Source organism: Oerskovia turbata, from assembly GCF_000718325.1.
Classification (GTDB): domain Bacteria; phylum Actinomycetota; class Actinomycetes; order Actinomycetales; family Cellulomonadaceae; genus Oerskovia; species Oerskovia turbata.
In genome coordinates this window covers 43561-63731 of the sequence record NZ_JOFV01000020.1, presented here as the reverse complement: position 1 = coordinate 63731, position 20171 = coordinate 43561, and the positions used below count along the sequence as shown (strand labels likewise).

Here is a 20171-nt window from a genome sequence, read left to right as displayed (position 1 = left end):
GGATACCTAGGCAGTTCCACTCCACCGCGGGAGGCCCTCCTACGCCATCGATCAGATCAGCGCGTCACACCCTCTCGACCAACGTCCCCGGTCAGTACAGCTAGGGGTGCAGCTGTGGCGACGTCGGCCATCGACATTCCTTCCATGTCTCTGCCGCCTGCTCAAGTTCTCCAAGCAGTGGCGAGGGCTCATTCTAGCGGGGGCGGACCGGGACCTTTCCACCGTCCAGGACGCCGGGCCTCGGAGCGTCGGCCACCGTGTCGCGCGGCGGCTTCAGTCCCTCGGTGCAGCGGATCGGAGCCTGTCGAGGAGCGGCTCGGCCGCCTGGTCGAGGAAGTCCTGCTGCCCCTCGTCGCCGACCTGGACGAGCGCGATGTCGGTGAAGCCCGCCTCCCAGTACGCCGACACGGCGTCGACGATCGCGTCGAGGTCAGGTCCGCACGGGATCGACTCCGTGACGTCGTCGGGCCGGACGAACGCGCTGGCGCTCGCGAAGGCCTGCGTGGTAGGGAGGTTGGCGTTGACCGGCCATCCCAGGCCCGACCAGCGGAACTGGTCGTGCGCCCTGGCGACGGCGCGCTCCTGGTCGGTGTCCCAGCAGATGGGGATCTGGCCGATCTTGCGCGACCGTGGGAGGTCGGCCGCGTCGCGCGCCTGGTCCCAGGCGGTGACCAGGTCCGGCTTCGGCTCGGTGGCCACGAGGTGGTCCGCGAGTGTCGCGAAGGACGCCACGGACTGCGCGCCCGAGACCGCGATCCCGATCTCGACCGGGGCGTCGGGCAGGTCCCACAGGCGGGCCGAGTCGACCTGGAAGTACTCACCCCGGTAGCTCAGCAGCTCGCCCGTGAACAGCTCGCTGATGATGTCGACCGCCTCGACCAGCAGTCCGTGCCTCTCGTCGACCGCGGGCCAGCCCCTGCCCACGACGTGCTCGTTCAGGTTCTCCCCGGCGCCGAGCCCGAGCGTGAAGCGACCGTCGGACAGTATCCCCAGCGTCGCCGCCTTCTGGGCGACCACGGCAGGGTGGTAGCGGATCGTCGGGCAGGTCACGTACGTCATGAGGTCGACGTGCTCGGTCGCGTGGGCCACCGCCCCCAGCACCGTCCAGGCGTACGGCGAGTGACCCTGGCTGTCGAGCCAGGGGAAGTAGTGGTCGGAGGAGACCTCGAAGTCGAAGCCGATCCTCTCGGCGGCCACCGCGTAGTCCACCAGGTCCTTCGGCCCGGACTGCTCGGTCATGAGGGTGTAGCCGAATCTGGTCATGCTTCGATCCTCACGCCGGCGCTGGAACCTCGCACCCCGGCCGCAGGCCTGCGCCGTCGGCCTCCGCGGGGCTCAGCGGGTCCGGTAGCGCGCGTAGGTCAACCCGCTGTCGAACACTCACTCCTCGACCAGCTCGAGATCGCGGCGCACGCCGTCGGGGAAGAAGCGCTTGCCGCCGCCGACCATGCTCGTGGTGACGAACAGGTGGAGTCGTCGATCGTGACGTTGTAGTGCTCGTTGACCCCGGCGTGCAGCGCTGCCTCGTCGCGCTCCATGGGGTCGGCGGCGGGTGGCGGACCGTGACGACCGGCACGTCCGGCCGGGCATGCCCGGAGGGTGGATCGGGCCTTGGCGCGCGCTCTCGATTGCGCTAGGTTGACGGCGTCAACTTGACGACGTCAACCTCGCTCGCCCGACGGATGGATGTGCGCATGACTGTACGAGACGTGCTCGAGGAGCGCGCCAGATCGCAACCCGGCGGAACCGCATACTCGTTCACCGAATCGGACGGCACCCGATCGACCGTCACGTATCGCGACCTGTTGTCCCGTGTGGAGACGCTGGTCGCCGCTCTGCTGGACGTCACCGCGCCCGGCGACAGGGTCCTCTTGCTGTGCGACCCGTCCCTCGGGTACGTCGAGTCCTTCTACGCGATCGTGGCGGCCGGTCGCGTCGCCGTCCCGGCCTATCCAGCCGCCGGGGGGCGTCATGCCGATCGGGTACGGCGGATCGTCGAGGACTGTCGGCCGGCGGCTGTCGTCGCTGACGTGCCCGCACCGTCCGACGTGCACTCGCTCGGGCTGCCGGCAGGGAGCGCATGGTTCAACGTCAACGACGTGCACGCCAGCAGGGAGCAGGGCGGTTCTCGGCTCGAGAAGCCCATCCCCTCTCCGCGCCCCGCTCTTGCCGAGGACGACCTCGCGTTCCTCCAGTACACCTCCGGGTCGACCGGGTCTCCCAAAGGGGTCATGGTCAGCCATGCGAACCTGCTGAGCAACGCGGAGTCGGCGCGGACCACGTTCGGGTTTCACCCGGGCTCCGTCATGGTCAGCTGGTTGCCCCCGTTCCACGACATGGGACTGATCGGGTGCATCATCACGCCTCTCGTCGTGGGGTTCCCCTGCCACCTCATGGCGCCCTCGACCTTCCTCCGGCGCCCCCTCAAGTGGCTCGAGGCTATCTCTGAGCTGCGAGCGACGGACAGCACCGCTCCGAACTTCGCGTACCGGCTCTGCGCCGAACGAGTGGGCGAGGCGGACCTTGGATCGCTCGACCTCTCCTCGTGGACCAAGGCGATGAACGGCGCCGAACCCGTGAGCATGGTTGCCCTGAACCGGTTCGCCGAGGCGTATGCATCGACCGGCTTCGTTCCATCGTCGTTCCGCCCGTGCTACGGCATGGCCGAGGCCACGCTGCTGATATCTGGTGGGCACCGGGGGGACGGGCCACCACGCTCGGCGGCCCCGCTCGACGCTGCCGGCCCTGAGGATTTCGTCTCGTGCGGTACGCCTGAGCCGAGCGCCACCGTCAGGATCGTCGACGCGACATCCCGCCGCCCCGTACCCGACCGTTGCGTGGGAGAGATCTGGGTCTCCTCGCCCTCCGTGGCCGGCGGGTACTGGAACCGGACCGAGGCGACGGCGGCGACGTTCTCAGCGACGACGGAAGACGGCGACGGTCCCTTCCTGCGGACCGGGGACCTCGGATTCCTCGACGGCGGAGAGCTCTTCGTCGCCGGCAGGATCAAGGACCTCCTGATCGTCAACGGACGCAACCTCTATCCCCAGGACCTCGAGGACACCGTCCGTGCGTCGCACCCTGAGTTCACGGGGCGTCCGTCGGCGGCGTTCGAGCACGACGGGCGCATCGTGGTCACCGTGGAGGCCGTGCCTGGACGCAAGGTCGCACAGTCCGACCTCAGCGGGATCGCTCGTGCGGCAGCGAAGAGCCTGTCGCAAGACTTCGAGATCGCCCACCCCCTCGTGATCGTCCTTCGCCGGGGAACCTTGACCACGACCTCGAGCGGCAAGATCCAGCGATCTGCGGCACAGGCCGCCTGGCGCGAAGGAAGCCACACGAGTCGGACGATCGCACGGTCGGACACCGCTGACGCGACGGTGCCACCGACTCACGCACCGGCTGCCGCTCCGCAGGACCGCGACTCGGCCGATCCCGAGGTTGCGCAGGCCGAGATTCGCGAGGCGATTCTCTCGGAGCTCGCACAGGTGACGGGAAGCACGCGACCGCCTTCGCTGACGACTCTTCTGCCCGATCTCGGACTCGACTCGGTGAAGGTCGCCGCCCTCGCCACAGCGATCGAAGACCGCACCGGAATCGTGGTGCCGCTCTCGCTCGCCTGGGAGGTTGACGATGTCGAGTCGTATGTTGCGGCGGTCCTGCAGACCACCTCCGCACCTCGCGGCAGCGAGCCCACCGAAGGGCGCGCGCCGGTCCCCGCCGACCGGGTCGTGCTCGTTGGCGCGGCCTGCCGACTTCCCGGCGGTGTCACGAGCCCCAGCTCGTACTGGGAGCTGCTGGTCGCCGGACCCGACCGGACCGGGATCTCGCCGGGCACCGGCAGGACCGGGCAGCGGTCAGCGGGTATCGTCCCCGAGCTCGCAGAGTTCGCCCCGGCGAGGTTCGGCATCGGGCTCGACGAGGCTGCTGCGATGGATCCCCGCCAACGGCTGGCCCTGACCCTCGCCTGGGAGGCGATCGAGGACGCCGCCAAGGATCCGCGGCGTCTGAGGGGCGCGCGCATCGGGGTCTACCTCGGTGGTTCCGACAGCGAGCATCAGCGTGGAGCCGGCGCGACGGGCAGCACCCTGGCTCCCGGCTACCGCACGACCGGTGCGGCCGGGGCGTTGCTCGCCAACCGCATCTCCTACGTCCTGGGGTTGCGCGGACCGTCGATGGTCGTGGACACCGCGTGCTCCTCGTCCCTGGTCGCGATGGACCTCGCGCTGCGCGCTCTGCGGTCTGGAGACATCGACGGCGCCCTGGTCGGGGGGGTCAGCGCTCTTCTCGACGGAACCATCACCGAGACCCTTGCCGCTGCGGGGATGCTCTCGATGCGGGGCGTGTGCAGCACGTTCGACGAGGCGGCCGACGGATACGTCCGCGGTGAGGGCGGTGTGATGCTCTACATCGAGCGAGGCACGGCGCACACCTCCGACGCGCTGGATCCCTACTGCGCGATCTTGGGTTCCGCCGTGAACCAGGACGGACGCAGCAACGGGCTGACTGCGCCGAGCGGCCTCGCGCAGCAGGACGTCATCCGCGCGGCCCTGGGATCCGCAGGGCGATCTCCGGAAGACATCGGGTATGTCGAGGCGCACGGAACCGGCACCCCGTTGGGAGACCCTGTCGAGGTCAATGCGCTGCGCCAGGTCCTGGACGAAGGCACCACGAGCGGGACGGTCTGGCTGGGTTCGACCAAGGCCCAGATCGGCCACCTGGAGGCGGCCGCCGGTGTGGCGGGCCTGCTGCGTGCGGCCCTCGTCGTCCGGGCGGGTGTGGTCCCACCGCAAGCGGAGTTCCGCACACCGTCCACACGGATCGACTGGCAGGCCTCGCGGCTGCGAGTCCCCACCCAGCGCACCGCCTGGGATGCGCCCCGGCGGACGGCCGGTGTGTCGTCCTTTGGATTTGGAGGCACCAACGCCCACGTCGTCGTCGAGTCGGTCGTGAACAGCGGTACCCGCTCCCCGGTTCCCCACGCGGGACCCACCCTCGTGCGGCTCTCCAGCGAGACCGCGGACGGCCTTCGCCGGCAGGTCGTCGACATCGCCGGAGAAGTGGGGGAGGACCTGCCCGTCGCCGCGCTGGCGTCAGCACTCGAAGGGTCCCGCATCTCGGGTCGCGTCCGGGCGTGGACGATCGCGCAGGCGGATGACGACGTGCGAACCGTGCTGGAGCGGCTCAAGGGCGCGCCCGCAGTCGAGAGCACGGTTGAAGGTCTCGAGCGCGGCGCTCCCACGGTTGCCCTGCTGGCCTCGGGGCATGGTGCGCCGATCGTCGGCTCCCTCGCGGGGATCTACGGTCACGATCCCCTCGTCACATCAGTGCTGGACAGCCTGGGCGATGTGTCAGAGCTCCCTCTACGGGTCCTGTTGGTGAACGACGCGCGCTCACGCGACGACGTGCGGCGCACCGAAGTGGCCCAACCGGCGCATTTCGCTCTCGCGGTGTCCATGGGCGAACGCCTGCGGGCCTGGGGACTCGAGCCGTCGGTCGTGACCGGACACAGCGTCGGCGCCTATGCGGCCGCATGCCTGGCGGGAGTCTTCGACCGGGAACGCGGGTTCGCCCTCGTCTCGCGCCGAGGCGAGCTGATGGAGGGAACGGCCGAGGGGGGAATGCTCGCGTGCCCCGTGGGGCTCGAGGATGCTCGCGTGATCGCGGCCGAGTCGGGCCTCGACGTGGCAGTAGCGAACGCCCCGTCCAGCACCGTCCTCTCTGGCACCGTCGAGGGTCTGGCCGCGGCGGAGGAGATTCTGCGGTGCCGTGGTCTGCGCGGCACCCGGCTGCCCGTCACTCGGGCCTTCCACTCCCGGCTCATGCGCCCCGTGGAGGCCGAGCTCGCTCGGGCGGTGGAAGCTGCCGGTCCCCGGTCGGCGTCGCGCGCGACCTTCGTGTCGGACGTCGACGGCAGGTCCGGTGCGGCCGTCGGCTCTCCTGGGTACTGGACGGCGCACGCGCTGGGGATGATCGACTTCCGTGCGTCCGCCGGCGCCTCCGCCCAGTGCGATGTTGTCGTCGAACTCGGCGGACGCTACCTGCGTCCCCAGATCGAGGCGAACGCAGGAGCACGTCGGCCGGTCGTCCTCGCGGCTCTCGGGCGGAGCGGCGGTATGGCGTCGCTGCTCGAGGTGGCAGGGAACCTGTGGGCGTCGGGAGTCAGGCTGGAAGGGCTCTCCCGGTGGTCCGGGCAGATTCCACGATTGCCTACCACGGTGATCTCGACTCACACTTTTCCGCTGAGGCAGGTGGCCGACGTCGCCGAACCGGTCCGACCTGTGCCGATGCCGCTGCTCGACCCACCGGTTCGAGCGCTCGCGGTGGAACACGCCGCCCGTCCCTACGACCTTGAGGGGTGGGCCGAGTTCCTGTGCTCGCGACTGAGCGTCCGGCTCGACCTCGTTCCGGATCGCATCCCTCGGGAGACCGGTCTGTTCGACCTCGGGTTGACGTCGGTGATCGCCAACGACCTGCGTGAGGAGGTGGCCGCTCTGCTCGGCAGCCCACTCTCACCGACCATCATCTTCGACCATCCGACCATCTCTCTGCTCGCTGCCCACCTGAGCGGCCTGGGGGCAGGTCTCCCTCAAGCGGCGGAGGGACGGGTCCCGTCACCGGGTGCTGGTGGCGTTGCGGCTGCCGAAGCCCACGGGAGCCGAAGAACACCGGAGCCCGTCTCCGTCATCGGGATGGCTTGCCGGTTCCCGGGCGCCAGGACGCTCGCGGAGTTCTGGTCCCTGGTCGTGGGTGGAGGCGAGGTCATGTCCGAACCACCGGCGGACAGGTGGCTCGATGCCGAGGAGGCCCGGTCGACCTGCGAGCGTCAGTGGTCGGAGCGTGCAGGCTTCTTGGCCTCGGATCCTGCGGTCTTTGCCGCAGACCAGTTCGGTATCTCGCCCCGAGAGGCTCGAAGCATGGATCCGCAGCACCGGCTGCTGCTGGAGGTCACGCACGAGGCTCTTGGTGACGCAGGCATCACCAGGGACGAGCTGCGGGGGGCGCGAGTCGGTGTCTGGGTCGGACTGTCCTCCGCCGACTATGCGGCCCTGCGGCCCAGGACCGGCGCACCCGATGCCTATGCCGTCACGGGAAACTCGCCGTCGTTGGCATCGGGGCGCATCGCTCACCATCTCGGGGTCGAAGGCCCCGCTGTCACGCTCGACACGGCGTGCTCGTCGTCACTGGTCGCTTGCCACGAGGCGGTCCAGGCACTGCGCGCCGGGACGGTCGACCTCGCGCTGGTCGGTGGTGTCAACCTCATGCTGTCCGCTCGGACCACGGCAGCCCTCGGCGAGATGGGTGCACTCTCTGCGGCCGGCAGATGCTCGACCTTCGGCGCCGACGCCGACGGGTACGCCCGAGGCGAGGGATGCGGCGTGATCGTCCTGCGCCGACAGCAGGACGCACACGGACGAGGTGACCGGATCTGGTGTGACGTGCAAGGCACCTCCGTGAACCACGACGGTGTGTCTGCAGGCCTCACCGTCCCGAGCGGCGCTGCGCAGCAGCGCCTCATCGTCGACGCTCTTCGCGACGCTGCTCTGTCCGCCCACGATGTCGACTACGTGGAGGCGCACGGCACGGGCACCCCGCTGGGCGACCCGATCGAGCTTGAGGCACTCGCCAAGGTGTTCGACACAGGACGTGATCGTCCGCTGCCGGTGAGCTCCGTCAAGGCCCAGATCGGCCACCTCGAGGCGGCGGCCGGGATCGCGGCGTTCATCAAGGTGGGGCTCATGGCAGGCAGGGGCGTCGTCCCGACGCATCCGCTCGGCATCACCCCCACGCCGCGCTTCGACTGGTCGTCGAGCCGCCTGGTTCTTCCGGGCAAGGACGTGGGAGGACGGCCGGGAGAGCTTCTCACCTGTGGAGTCAGCTCGTTCGGCTTCTCGGGGACCAATGCACATGTTGTGCTGACCGGCTCGTCCGGGCGGTCCCGAGAGTTCTTGCCGCACGGACTCGTGGAGACGCCAGGTAGCGGACCGCAGCTCCTTCTGGTCTCGAGCGAGACCGAAGACGGTCTGCGACGGCAGACGCGTGATCTGGCAGACGTGTTGTCCGATCATCAGGATCGGCTGGACACGGTGGCCAGGTCGCTCGCGCACCGGCACGACCACGCCACGCACCGGTTCGCGACCGTGGCACAGGACTCCGAGGAAGCAATCCTGGCGCTTCGGTCGACCGAGAGTTCTGCCCTGGCCGATTCCGGTCGCCGAGATCGGTACACGGGCCGCGCCTCGAGCAACCGGCGAGCCACCTGGCTGTTCTCGGGAGTCGGGTCCGAGTGGAAGGGCATGGTCACGGAGCTCCTCGGCGAGCCGTCGACCCGAGCGCATCTCGCCGAAGCGGACGAGACCTTGCGCTCACTGGGGCAGCCGCCCCTGACGAACGACCAGTGGCACTCGAGCGGCCGGCAAGAGCACCTGCAGCCCGCACTGACCGCGGTACAGGTGGCGCTCGCTGCCCAGCTCCGGGGCTTGGGTGGTCACCGCGACGAGGTGATCGGCTACAGCGCAGGGACGATTGCTGCCCTCGTGGACACGAAGTGGCTCGATCTCGACACCGGACTGCGGGTCGCTGCCTGGCGTGGCCGCGTGATGGACGCAGCGAGCGGGTCGGGGGCCACGGCCGCCTGCGGGCTCAGCGTCGATGCGGTGCGAGAGTGGTGTCGCCGGGCGGGGCTGGACGACGTCGTCGTCGCCAGCGTCACCGGTCCGTGCAACTGTACTGTCGCCGGCCCCGTCGACCAGATGGCCCGGCTGGAACGCGAGTGCCGTGGAGCGGGGGTCTGGTGGAGTGCCATCTCGCACCGGATCGCATTCCATCACCCCGGTCTCGAGGACGTCGTCTCTGGCGACTTCGACCGGCCGGACGTCGTGTGGGGCCGTGGAGACGGTACGTCGGTGCACCTCGCCGACGGTTCGTCCCTCGAGGGTCTCGTGGCCGACTCGGCGAGGCTCCTCGACGATCTGTGGAGGCCCGTGGATCTGATGGCCGTCCGCAGGAGGCTCGAGGCGACCGAGCGCCCACGTACTCTCGTTGAGGTCGCACCGCAGCCGTCCGTCGGCCTCGCGATGAGCGAGTGGCCTGGCGTGCCGACGATGAGCGCCATCCCGCTCGCAGTACCGGGGAGGAACCTCGCTCGCCAGCTCCGCCGGGTCGCGGCAGCCCTCTGGGTACAGGGAGCGGACACGACCGCCCGCCTTCCCCTCTCCACCGCCCCGCTGCACGGCACGAGGTACTGGTGGCACGACGACCAGGCGAGCGAACGCTCGGAAGAGACCGGTCCCGACGCGAAGCAGGCCGGCTATCGCCTGCGCTGGATGACCGAGAACCAGCCCCCTCAGCGCTGCTCGCCCCGTCCTACCACCTGGGTGGTCGCTGCCGATGCCGATCTGGTTGCGGCCAGGACGATTCGTGATGCGGTCGCAGCCCGAGGGTTCGGCGCCGAGACACTGACGTGGGTGGAAGCCGCGAACCGCTCGATGGACGGCGGGGCCGGCCGGGGCGTCATCGTCGATGCGACGGACGCGCCTGACCCGCGGAGCGACGCGGGATGGCACGGGCGTCTCCTGGGCCTGCTCCAGACGCTGGGCAGAGCAGACAGCGAGGTGTGGGTCGTCACCCGTGGCGCGACGACAGCAGGAGGAAGCACCGAGGTGGGTTCGGCCGCCGTGTGGGGACTGGGACGGGCACTGAGCACCGAGCATCCTGAGTGGTGGGGAGGCGCGGTCGACCTCTCGGCGGCCGAGGTGTGGTCCGAGGAGATCGCCGCCCGCGTCGTTGCGGAGGCTCTCGACGGTGGGACCGAGGACCAGGTCGCCTTCCGTGGAGGGGCGAGAAGGGTGCCTCGGCTCGTCCGCGTGCCTCGGAGCGAGGAGATTCCGGTCCTGCTGGACGGCGAGGCCAGCTACATGGTGACCGGCGGATCGGGAACACTGGGTCGCCGCATGGTGAGGTGGCTCGTCGACAGGGGGGCGCGTCACCTGGTGCTGGCCGCTCGGTCGAACGAACGTACCCAGAGAGAGCGGCTCGCGCTCCTCGTCGACGACCTCGAGGCACGGGGAGCGCAGCTCTACTTCGTCGAGGCGGACGTCGCGGACCTGGCTCAGCTCGAACGGGTCGTCGCGACGACGGACGGCCCGTGGCCGCCGGTCCGTGGGGTGCTCCACCTGGCCGGGCACATGTGCTCCGGTCCCTTCTCGGAGCTGACCCCCGAGGATCTCCGGGCCTCGTGGGAACCGAAAGCAGGTGGTGCTCTCGCACTCGAGGACATCTCACGACGCCATCCCCTGGACTTCGTGGTGCTCTTCTCGTCTGCCTCATCGGTGTGGGGCTCGGCAATGGCCGGCGCATACGTCTCCGCCAACTATGCGCTCGACGTCATCGCCGAGCGCGCAGCGGCCAACGGGCTGCCGTTCATGTCCGCGAACTGGAGCTGGTGGCCGGACACCGCGATGGCTGACGGCGTTCACGAGTACTTCTCCCGGATGGGGCTCGGCCCCGTGGACGAGACGGCCGGGTGGGATGCGATGGACCGCTTGGTCGGGCAGGGTGACGTCGGTCTGGTCGTGGCGCCGATCGACTGGAGCTCGTTCCGGCCTGTCATGGCCGCTCGGCGGCCGCGACCCATGTTCGACGCGATCGCTCATGGGGTCGCCGAGCACTCAGAAGAAGGGGCTGCCGATCATGACGTTCGGACCGAGCCCTGGAACCGGTCCGAGATCGAGGATCGCCTGACTGCTGCGCTCCGTGCGATCCTCGGCACCGACCGGCCGATCGACCCGCGTCAGGGGTTCTTCGACATGGGAGTCGACTCGATCATGACGCTCGAGCTCAAACGGGACATCGAGTCGTGGAGCGGCGAACGGCTGCACGACGCCTTCCTGTTCGAATATCCGCGCCTGACCGACCTGACCGAAGCTCTGCTCCAGGTCCTGGTGCCCGAGAGCGACGCGGACTCCGCCCCTGCGCCCGAGTGCCCTGGTGAGGTACCGGGGTCCCCGGCACGGCCGTCCGGGCCGACATCAGGTCTCGACGACCTGGCGACCGACGAACTTCTCCTGCTCCTGGAGCAGGAGCTGGGCTCTGCGAAAGGACCAGGACATGACTGACGTGCTGCTGACCACTGAGGAGGACCTGCAACGGTCCACGATCACCAGGGCACTGAGGGAGATCCAGTCGCTGAAGCACGAGCTGCAGCACCGCCCTCCCGCCCGGAGCGAGATCGCGGTCGTCTCTGCGGCCTGCAGGCTGCCTCGTGCTTCCACGCCGGAGGAGTTCTGGGACCTGCTCGTCAAGGGTGACCCCACCGCCGGCCCGGTCCCGGGGGACCGCTGGGACAACGAGGCGGTCCTCGCACCCTTCCCCGGCGGTCTCGGGACGTCGTACGCCGACAGCGGATCGTTCCTGGTGGATCCGTTCGACTTCGATCCGGCGCCGTTCGGGATGTCGCCACGGGAAGCGGCATCGACCGATCCGCACCACCGACTTGTCCTGCTGTGCGCCTGGGAGGCCTTGGAACGAGCCGGGATCGCGCCTACCTCCCTGCGAGGAAGCCGCACCGGCGTCTTCGTCGGTATGAGTGGAAACGACTTTGAGCGCCATCGCCTCGCCACGGGTCGGCTCGCCGACATCGACGGCCTCGCCTCGATGGGCAGCTCGGCCAACTTCGCCGCCAACAGGCTCTCCTTTGCACTCGGGCTCCAGGGGCCGAGCCTGGTGGTGGACACGGCGTGCTCGTCGTCTCTCGTGGCCCTTCACCAAGCGCGTCGGGCCCTCGAGGAGGGGGAGTGTGACCTGGCTGTCGTTGCCGGGGTGAACGTGATGCTCTCTGCAGAGGCGATGATCGCGCTCAGCCAGAGCCGCATGCTGTCCCCGACCGGTCGGTGCCACACGTTCTCCGACCGTGCCGACGGCTACGCGCGGGGCGAGGGGTGTGTGGTGGTGGTCCTTCGCCGCGTGGACGACCAGGTCGCGCACGCGGCGACACCACTGGGGATCCTCCTGGCCACTGCGGTGAACCAGGATGGCCCGACGTCGGGAATCACGGTCCCGAGCGGGAGAGCCCAGGCCGACTTGATCCGGCAAGCTATCAAGAGCTCAGGCGTGTCAGCAGAGGACGTGGACTACGTCGAGGCGCACGGCACCGGCACACCCCTGGGCGACCCCATCGAGCTCCGAGCACTCGCCTCGGTCCATGTCGGGCGCAGGCGGGGGCCGTTGCTGGTCGGTGCGACCAAGCCGGTGACAGGCCATCTCGAGGGCGCAGCCGGGCTGGTCGGTCTATTGAAGTGCCTCATGGTCGTGCAGCACGGGACGGTTCCGGCTCAGCCTCTCGACGGACGACTCACGGACGGCATCGACTGGGAAGCGACTCCGCTGTCGGTACCCACGTCAGCCGTGGATCTCGCGCATCCCCTGCCGGTCGCCGGCGTCTCGTCGTTCGGGTACGGGGGGACGAATGCGCATGCGATCGTGCGACGTTGGAATGCGGACCGCCCGATCGGCGACGCACGTGCGACGGACGATGCCGCACCGTTGTCCCTGCGGCTCAGCGGTGCCTCGTCCGACGCCGTAGCAGCGCTCGCCCTGCGTTTCGAGGCCTTCCTCCGCGCGGAGGGTCCCGCTGCCGCGTCCCGGCTGTGCGCGGCTTCCCTCGTGGGACAGGCGGATCTCACTCATCGGTTGTCCGTCGTCGGGTCCGGAGCGGAGCAGCTGCAAGCAGGTCTTCGTGCAGCGGCTCGGGGACGCCCGCACCACACGCATGTGGCGAGGCGGACGATGATCGGGTCCGCTCAGGTCGTGGACGTGGATGGCTTCGGTCAGCCTCGTGCGGGGGACTTGTGGGCCCTTGAACGGATCGTGCCCGGCCTGCGGCAGGATGCGGAACGACTGACTCAGCAGATGCCGGCCGAGGTGGCCCCCTTGTGGCTTCGACCGGAGGACGTGCAGCAGGGAGAGTTCCGGTCGACCCCCGAGGGGACCCTCTACTTCTGGGCGGTGATCGGTCGGGGGCTCGAGAGGCTCGGCCTGACCGCCCGGTACTCGGGTGATGTGCCGGACCACCACGACCCGTCGACCTGGCTCGGGAGCCACTCCTCGACGGCAGGACCCGGCGACGTGGACGTCGTCGACGGTGAGTCACTGGTTGTGCGGTTCTTGCGTGTGGCGCACTCGGCGTGGTGTGGCGGGGCCTCGGTCGTGTGGCACGGTCTGCGCCGGTCGGTGGAGAACGGTCCGCCAATCCCGACATACCCGTGGCGGCTCACGGAACTGCGACCTCCGCTTTCCGGCCGGGCGCGCGACGTCGTGGCGGGCTCCGGCCTCAATCTCCGGATCCTCCGCACAGGTTCACGCTCCGCAGAGGCACATGCGGTTGTCGACGAGCTGTCGGTCCCCCTGTTGCGAGAGCACACGGTCCATGGGCGGATGGTGGTCCCCGGGGTCGTGTTCATGGAGCTCGTCCTGCGTCTGGCCGAGGCCGTCATCGGGACTTCTGCCCGGGTCGTCTCGCTCAACATCGCCCGACCCTGCCTGTTGGGAGACGGGGAAGCGCGTCCCCTGCACCTGACGTGGGACGGAGCAGACGGCGCAGGCTCGATCAGCGTCGCGTCCGGAGTCGGTCCGCGAAAGCAGCACCACGTCACCGCAGTTCTGGCCGTGGACGGACTGCGACCGCTCGAAGAGGCTCCGTTCTGGGCCGAGGAGGAGCCGGTTGACTCTCTGGACCGCGCCGACTTCTATCGGAGGATGTGGCCCGCGGCGTTCCACATCGGACCGAGCCTGACGCTCGTTGAGCACGTCCGCCGAGACGCGGCGGGCGATCTCTACGGCGAGCTTGCCCCCGCGCCCGACGGGTGTGCCGCGCTCAGGAGCGGGATCCGGCGCGAGCTCCTCGTCCTGGACGCCGCGATCCAGGTGGCCGGAGCACTCAGGACCGACCGGTCCGACGGTGTCGTCACGTTGGGAACGGGCTTCTCCGACCTCTTCCTGGCCGACGACGCAGACTTCGCGCGAGGTGCTCGGGTCAGGGCGGTGGCGACCGGAGTCGGAAGGGCGGACGTGATGATCTGCTCGCCGGCAGGAGCGCCGCTCGCTGTGCTCACCGGGGTGACCAACCTACCCGTCAGTGCCGAGCAGCTGACGGGCGTCGCGGACGGAGCGCAGCGATCCGCCGTGGCCGACCTCGATCGCGGTGATGGTGCAGAGGGGCTCGTGAGGAGAGCCATCGCGACGGTCCTCCGCACAGATCCGGCGGCCGTGGCACGCGAAGCGCGGCTCGAGGACCTGATGGACTCGATCCTGCTCGTCGAGCTGGGCGAGCTGCTTGCTCCGCACGCACCGGGACCGCTGGGTGTGCCGGACCTGTTGGACGCCGAGTCCGTCGAGGGGCTGATCGACCTCCTCGACACCGAGACGGCGTCGGTGGGAGAGTCGGACGAGCCCATCGCCGTCGACGGGGGACCGCCGCTGCGTAAGCGCGAGCTGACGGTCGAGGCGATGGTGGCGCTCGCCGAGAAGGAGGACGTGACCGAGGTCGACGTCGTGTCCCGCGACGCGCTGCCGAAGGGGATCCTCCTGACCGGCGCGACCGGGTTCGTCGGGTCCTTCCTCCTGCACGAGCTCCTCTCGACGACAGAACGGCATGTCTACTGCCTTGTCCGCGCAGAGGACGAGGCAGAGGCAGGGCGTCGGCTACGGGCAGCTGCAGCCTCGCACGGGCTGCCCACGGACCTTTTCGACGACAGAGTCTCAGTTGTGGTGGGCGATCTCACTCACGAGAGATTCGGTCTCGACGCGACGTCCTACGAGGACCTCCTTGCACACGTGGGGGAGATCTTCCACAACGCGGGGGCGGTGAAGTGGACGTCATCCTACGAGCAGCTCGCGCCCCACAACGTCGGCGGAACGGCGGAGATCCTCAGATTCGCCACGGCGGGCTCCGCGAAGGTGGTCCACTTCACCTCGACGGTAGGGGTCTTTTCGTCCGACCGGGTCGATCTCGGAGCGGTGGACGAGTCGGTCCCGCTCACCCAGAGCGACGCCTTGATGGTCGGCTACGCGCAGACCAAATGGGTCTCAGAGATGATGATCAGGCGCGCCGGCGAGCAAGGTCTCCGCTTCACGATCCACAGGATCAACAGCGGCCCGTCGTCCACCGCCTCGGGCTTCAATCGTCTGGACCATCTCTCCTTGATCATCAAGGGGTGCGTCGAGTCGGGGCTTGCGCCCCTCGATGGGCCGTTTCCCGTGCAGGCGGCGCCGATCGACCATGTGGCGCGTGCCTACGTCAGGCTGGCTCTCAACCCGGCCTTCGAAGGTGAGACGTCGCATCTCGTGAACGAGCCCGTCGTCAGCTGGTCCGAGTTCTTCGAGCACGTCCGGTCGTACGGCTACCCACTCACCCGGATGCCGTTCGACGAGTGGCGCACGGCTGTCACCGGCCGACGGTCCGGGACGCTCGCCCTACTGGGCCTGGCGCCCTTCCTCACTCGAACGATCGACGACGTCCGCCTGGCGAATTTCGCCGCACCGGGAACGCGCTCGGCGCTCGGCCTGACCGGCCCGTGGTGCCCGGTCGTCGACCGCGACCTCGTTCACACCTTCCTCGACGGATTCGTCGCAGGCAGGTTCTTCCCCGCTCCCACTCCGTAGTCCCGAACTACCAGAAGGGCACGCCATGCGCACGGGATCCCTTGATCTCGCGGACAAGACGTACCGCACCAACCCGTTCCCCACCTACCAGCGGCTTCGAGATGAGCATCCGGTTCATCTCCTCCCGGCGTACACGTTCGACGGGGACGACGTCTATGTCCTGAGCCGATATCACGACGTGAACGCCGCCTTGAAGAACCACGAGGTCTACTCGTCGCAGGTCCGCCAGGACGACTACCTGAACCTCCCCATGATGGTGAACCGCGACGCTCCCGACCACCGTCGGATGCGCCGCTACACCAACCAGGCTCTCAACGCCCGACGGATCGGCACGATGTCCGAGTGGATCCGTGGGCTGGTCACCGAGCTCGTCGACGACGTCCTGCAGAGGGAACGGGTGGAGTTCGTCGAGGGCTACTCCACGATGCTGCCACTGAGGGTCATCAGCGCCATGCTCGGGATCCCTCTCGATCGGCGGCGAGACCTTCGACGATGGTCGCAGGCAGTGATGGACTTCTTCTCGGTGGCCGCAGGTCTGGACCCGGACGACGTTCCCGGGTTCTTCGAGGATCTTGTCGAGTTCGGCAACTACATCGAGGAACAGGCACAGGCGCGGGAGAACGGACTGACCGACGACGTCCTGTCGAAGCTCGTGGAGGGTCAGCTCGCCGGCGAGCTGACCAAGGACGAGCTGATCGCGACGGGATGGTCGTTCGTGGCTGCGGGCCACGAGACGACCATGAATCTCCTGGGTGGCGGGATCCTGCTCCTGACGCAGCGCCCCGACCTCCAGAAGGCACTGTCGGAGGATCCCGCTCGCATCGGCGACTTCATCGAGGAGTACCTGCGCCTCTACTCGCCGACGCAATGGACGGTGCGTCGGACGACGATCGGGCAGACCTTGCACGGTGTCCAGATTCCCGCCGGTGCACTCGTGCACGTCCTCCTCGGGTCGGCCGACCGAGACGGGACCGTCTTCGAGGCACCCGACGACTTCCGGCTCGGACGATCGTCCGAGGAGAAGCACCTCGCGTTCGGCGGTGGCCCGCACTTCTGTCCCGGGGCGGCCCTGTCGCGGGTGATGGCGGAAGAGACCTTCAGGCAGTGGCTCCCGCACCTACATCGACTCCAGATCGATCCGTCCGACCCCCCACGCCTGCGCGAGCGTCAGGGATCGTACGGCTACGCCCACATGCCCTTCATCGTCGCCAAGGAGTTCTGATGGTTGGGAAGAACGTCTCCCGCAGAGTGTTTCTGTCAGCAGCCGGGGCGTCGGTGCTCACCGCTGCTTTGGCCCGTCCTGCTGCGTCGACATCCCTCGTGGAGGATGCGGACGTCGTGGTCATCGGTAGCGGCTATGCCGGCTCCGTGGCGGCACTCCGGCTGAGCCAGGCCGGAGTCTCCACCCTCGTCCTCGAACGTGGACGACGCTGGGAGGTCACCAGCGCGGGTGACACCTTCTGCACCGGTGCGCGGCCCGACGGCCGGGCGGCATGGCTCAGCACTTCGTCGCCCGTCCTGACGGGGAACGTGCCCCGCTACACCGGAGTGCTCCAAGCCGTCGCCGGTGCCGGCATCGTCTGCCTCGCCGGCGCCGGTGTGGGTGGCGGGTCCCTCGTGAACAACGGCGTGATGATGCAGCCGGAGGAGGCGGACTTCTTTCGCTCCTTCGGTGAGCGGGTTGCCTACCCGGAGATGGCCAGCACCTGGTACCCGCGGGCCCGTGCCCTGATCGGAGCCAGTCCCATTCCCGACGACGTCTTGGCGAGCACCGCGTATGCGAATGCCCGTCAGGCACAGTCGGAGCTGGCTGGGGCCGGCATCGAGACAATCCGCCCGGACATCGCCGTCGACTGGTCCGTGGTGCGACAGGAGATCGCCGGCAAGGCCGTGCCCTCGCTCATCGACGGTCAGTCCATCTTCGGGGTCAACAGCGGCGCTAAGCTCAGCGTCGACCGTACGATCCTCGCGCGCGCGGAAGCCTCGGGCCGGGTGCACGTTCGCGAGCTCTCGTCTGTCGAGGCTCTGCACAAGACCGCGACCGGGTTCCAGATCACCGTCCGGCAGATCGACACCGCCGGCGCGACCGTGCGAGAGTACAAGGTCGGTGCGCGGCGAGTGATCCTTGCTGCAGGGTCGCTCAACACCACGCGCCTTCTCCTTCGTGGACGCGCAGAGGGTACGATTCCCCACCTTCCCTCCACGCTAGGTACGACCTGGGGCACGGGTGGAGACGGGATCGTCCTGTTCGGCGGTCTACCGCGCCCGCAGCCGGCCGTGGGAGGACCTGCGCACATCGTGGGCCGCTACCGATCGACCTCCGGACTGCCGGTGTCGCTGCTGAACTTCCCACTGGGCGTCCCGATCATCGACGCTTTCGCGCGCGAGTCCATGGCCGTGGGGCACGTCCCGCCGGTCGGCCACCTGGTGCGGAACTGGTCCGGAGGCGTCGTCCCCGTGTGGAACCCCCTGGACCCTGGGGTTCGTGCGGGGAGACACGCAATGGGCGAGCTGGTGGGGAAGATCGACGCTGCGCTGCCTGACCGCAGCGCGCTGCTCTCCTCGCAGCTCCTGACGTCCCACCCACTCGGGGGAGTGGTCCTCTCCGACCTCACCGACCAGGCGGGGCAGGTGCGAGGCGTCGATGGACTCTTCGTCATGGACTCGAGCCTGATTCCGGGGGCCTCCGGCGGGGTGCCACCTGCTCTCACGGTCGTCGCCCTGGCAGACCGCTGCGTGTCCACTGCGTTGGAGCACGGGCATTTCGGACCGGTGTCAGCGCCACTCAGCGTCGCTACGGAGGGAACACAGTCATGACCGCCCCGATCCTCATCACAGGTGCCACGGCCGGGCTCGGTCGGGCCACGGCCATCTCGCTGGCGCGAGAGAAGCACCCGCTGATCCTCGTCGTCCGTGACCTCGAGCGAGGAGAGCGACTGGCGCAGTCGCTGCGGGAGGAGTCGGCCGGAGCATCCGTCGCGGTGCGCGGCGCGGATCTCTCCGACGTCTCGAGCATGCGAGCGCTCGCCCGCGACCTGATCCGGGAGCAGGTGCGCCCTCGGACGATCGTCTGCAACGCGGGCCTGCAGGTGGTCGATGGTGTCCAGATGTCGGTGGACGGCTTCGAACTCACCATGGCGACGAACGTCCTGGGACACGTCGCACTCCTCGCGCCCCTCCTCGATCACCTCAGCCCTGGTTCTCGGGTGGTCACGCTCGGCAGCGAGACGCATCGTGGCGGGTTGCGGGCGTTCGGCTTCCCGGCCGCGCGGTGGCAGGACATGGAGACCCTCATGCACCCTCCGAGCGATGCTCCGAGAGGTTCAACTGCCGGCCAGGTGCGGTATTCGACGTCGAAGCTGGCCTGCATCGTCCTCGCATACGAGATCGATCGGCGATGGGCCGCCAGAGGCGTGCGGGGTGTGTGCTTCGATCCTGGGCTCATGCCGGCGACGGGGCTCGCTCGTGAGTATCACCCGGTCGTTCGCGCGATCTATGCCCGGCTCACTCCGCTGCTGGTACGTCTGCCTGGGGCGAAGACCGTTCAGGAGTCCGCCACGGACCTTGCGTGGCTCGCCAGCTCACCGGAGGCAGAGGGGCTGTTGGGTCAGTATGTCGCCGGGCGGCACCCTCAGAAGAGCTCCGCGCTCAGCTACCGGGACGGGCTGGGTGCGGAGATCTGGGACACCTGCGTGGAGCTGGCCGGGATCGAGCCGGTTGGTGCCTGATCAGTTCGCGCCGACGCTCGCCGGGATCCTCGTCGTCACGGGGATCCGGGCGGGCTGGCCGCGGCGTCACGGTGCGCGTGAGGTTGCTGAGCGCGAGGAGTCGAGGGCGAGGATGAGCCCAGATCGTCACGACGCCTATCTGAGGGGCCGTGACGCGGCGCACCGTGCCTTGTCCTTGTGGTTGCCGATGGCCGTTCATCAACGTACCGAGGTGCTCCGGGGACCACTCGGACAACCTGTGGCGACCCGAGACGACGCCGATGTGGCCGAGGTATCGATCGCGCACTGCCCGGGTTGGGCGGCCGCGGTGGCCTCCGAGCGTGGTCGGCCTGCCGGCGTGGACGTCGAACCCAGACGGGGGGAGTCAGTGGGCCCGGCGATGCGAGCAGCGTCGTCGGGACAGATGTCGCTCGCGGTCGACGCTGGTCTCCTTCCGGAGACGGCCGCACTGCTACTGTGGACGGTCCGGGAGGCCGCTGGGAAGGCCCTCCGGACGGGCCTCGTCGTCGCATCGGACGTGCTGGACCTTGCGGGCGTCGAGAAGGTCGACGAGGCCACCTACGGGGTCCGGTTTCGCGGTCTGATGGCGATGAAGGGTGTCACGCGCATCCTGGACGATGTCGTCGTCTCGCTCGCCACGCTCGGCGGTCGGGCGGAGCGACTACAACTCACGAACGCACTACCGAAGACAAGTACTGGGGGGCACGCCTGGGGGCTCGCGGTTCGCGAGCCCCCTCGGGCGTGGAACGAGCCGGCCGATTCCGGCCCCTGAGAACTGGAGCG

General features: G+C 69.0%; 7 protein-coding genes. 6 read left to right on the top strand and 1 reads right to left on the bottom strand.

Annotation, left to right across the window (positions count from 1 at the left end):
- Positions 1-273: 273 nt before the first annotated feature.
- Entirely contained in the window at positions 274-1263 is a 990-nt protein-coding gene (locus IE95_RS0117165) for a TIGR03557 family F420-dependent LLM class oxidoreductase (RefSeq protein WP_030153164.1), read from the bottom strand.
- Positions 1264-1682: 419 nt separating this feature from the next.
- On the opposite strand from IE95_RS0117165, the gene IE95_RS0117160 reads away from it, so the two are divergent.
- From IE95_RS0117160 to IE95_RS0117135, 6 genes are read left to right on the top strand one after another with little or no spacing between them, the layout of a single operon-like run.
- Complete coding sequence (locus IE95_RS0117160; protein WP_030153162.1) at positions 1683-11117, top strand: type I polyketide synthase; 9435 nt, start codon at positions 1683-1685, stop codon at positions 11115-11117.
- Positions 11110-15660: a thioester reductase domain-containing protein gene (locus tag IE95_RS19845; RefSeq protein WP_051703255.1), complete on the top strand. Its 4551-nt coding sequence runs from the start codon at positions 11110-11112 to the stop codon at positions 15658-15660. Before IE95_RS0117160 ends, IE95_RS19845 begins: the two co-directional genes overlap by 8 nt.
- Before the next feature lie 25 nt (positions 15661-15685).
- Positions 15686-16882 carry a cytochrome P450 gene (locus tag IE95_RS0117150; protein WP_084690388.1) on the top strand — a complete coding sequence of 399 codons (1197 nt, stop codon included), beginning with the start codon at positions 15686-15688 and terminating at the stop codon, positions 16880-16882.
- Positions 16882-18477: a GMC family oxidoreductase N-terminal domain-containing protein gene (locus tag IE95_RS0117145; RefSeq protein WP_084690387.1), complete on the top strand. Its 1596-nt coding sequence runs from the start codon at positions 16882-16884 to the stop codon at positions 18475-18477. Before IE95_RS0117150 ends, IE95_RS0117145 begins: the two co-directional genes overlap by 1 nt.
- Positions 18474-19388: an SDR family NAD(P)-dependent oxidoreductase gene (locus IE95_RS0117140; RefSeq protein WP_030153153.1), complete on the top strand. Its 915-nt coding sequence runs from the start codon at positions 18474-18476 to the stop codon at positions 19386-19388. Before IE95_RS0117145 ends, IE95_RS0117140 begins: the two co-directional genes overlap by 4 nt.
- Positions 19381-20160 (top strand): 4'-phosphopantetheinyl transferase family protein, encoded by a 780-nt coding sequence (locus IE95_RS0117135; protein WP_030153150.1) that lies wholly within the window; start codon positions 19381-19383, stop codon positions 20158-20160. Before IE95_RS0117140 ends, IE95_RS0117135 begins: the two co-directional genes overlap by 8 nt.
- The last annotated feature ends 11 nt before the right edge of the window (positions 20161-20171 follow it).

What these genes read in the sequence shown, in the direction of transcription:
- IE95_RS0117165 (WP_030153164.1), bottom strand. Translation starts at nt 1,263, where the DNA reads ATGACCAGATTCGGCTACACCCTCATGACCGAGCAGTCCGGGCCGAAG.
- IE95_RS0117160 (WP_030153162.1), top strand. Translation starts at nt 1,683, where the DNA reads ATGGATGTGCGCATGACTGTACGAGACGTGCTCGAGGAGCGCGCCAGA.
- IE95_RS19845 (WP_051703255.1), top strand. Translation starts at nt 11,110, where the DNA reads ATGACTGACGTGCTGCTGACCACTGAGGAGGACCTGCAACGGTCCACG.
- IE95_RS0117150 (WP_084690388.1), top strand. Translation starts at nt 15,686, where the DNA reads ATGCGCACGGGATCCCTTGATCTCGCGGACAAGACGTACCGCACCAAC.
- IE95_RS0117145 (WP_084690387.1), top strand. Translation starts at nt 16,882, where the DNA reads ATGGTTGGGAAGAACGTCTCCCGCAGAGTGTTTCTGTCAGCAGCCGGG.
- IE95_RS0117140 (WP_030153153.1), top strand. Translation starts at nt 18,474, where the DNA reads ATGACCGCCCCGATCCTCATCACAGGTGCCACGGCCGGGCTCGGTCGG.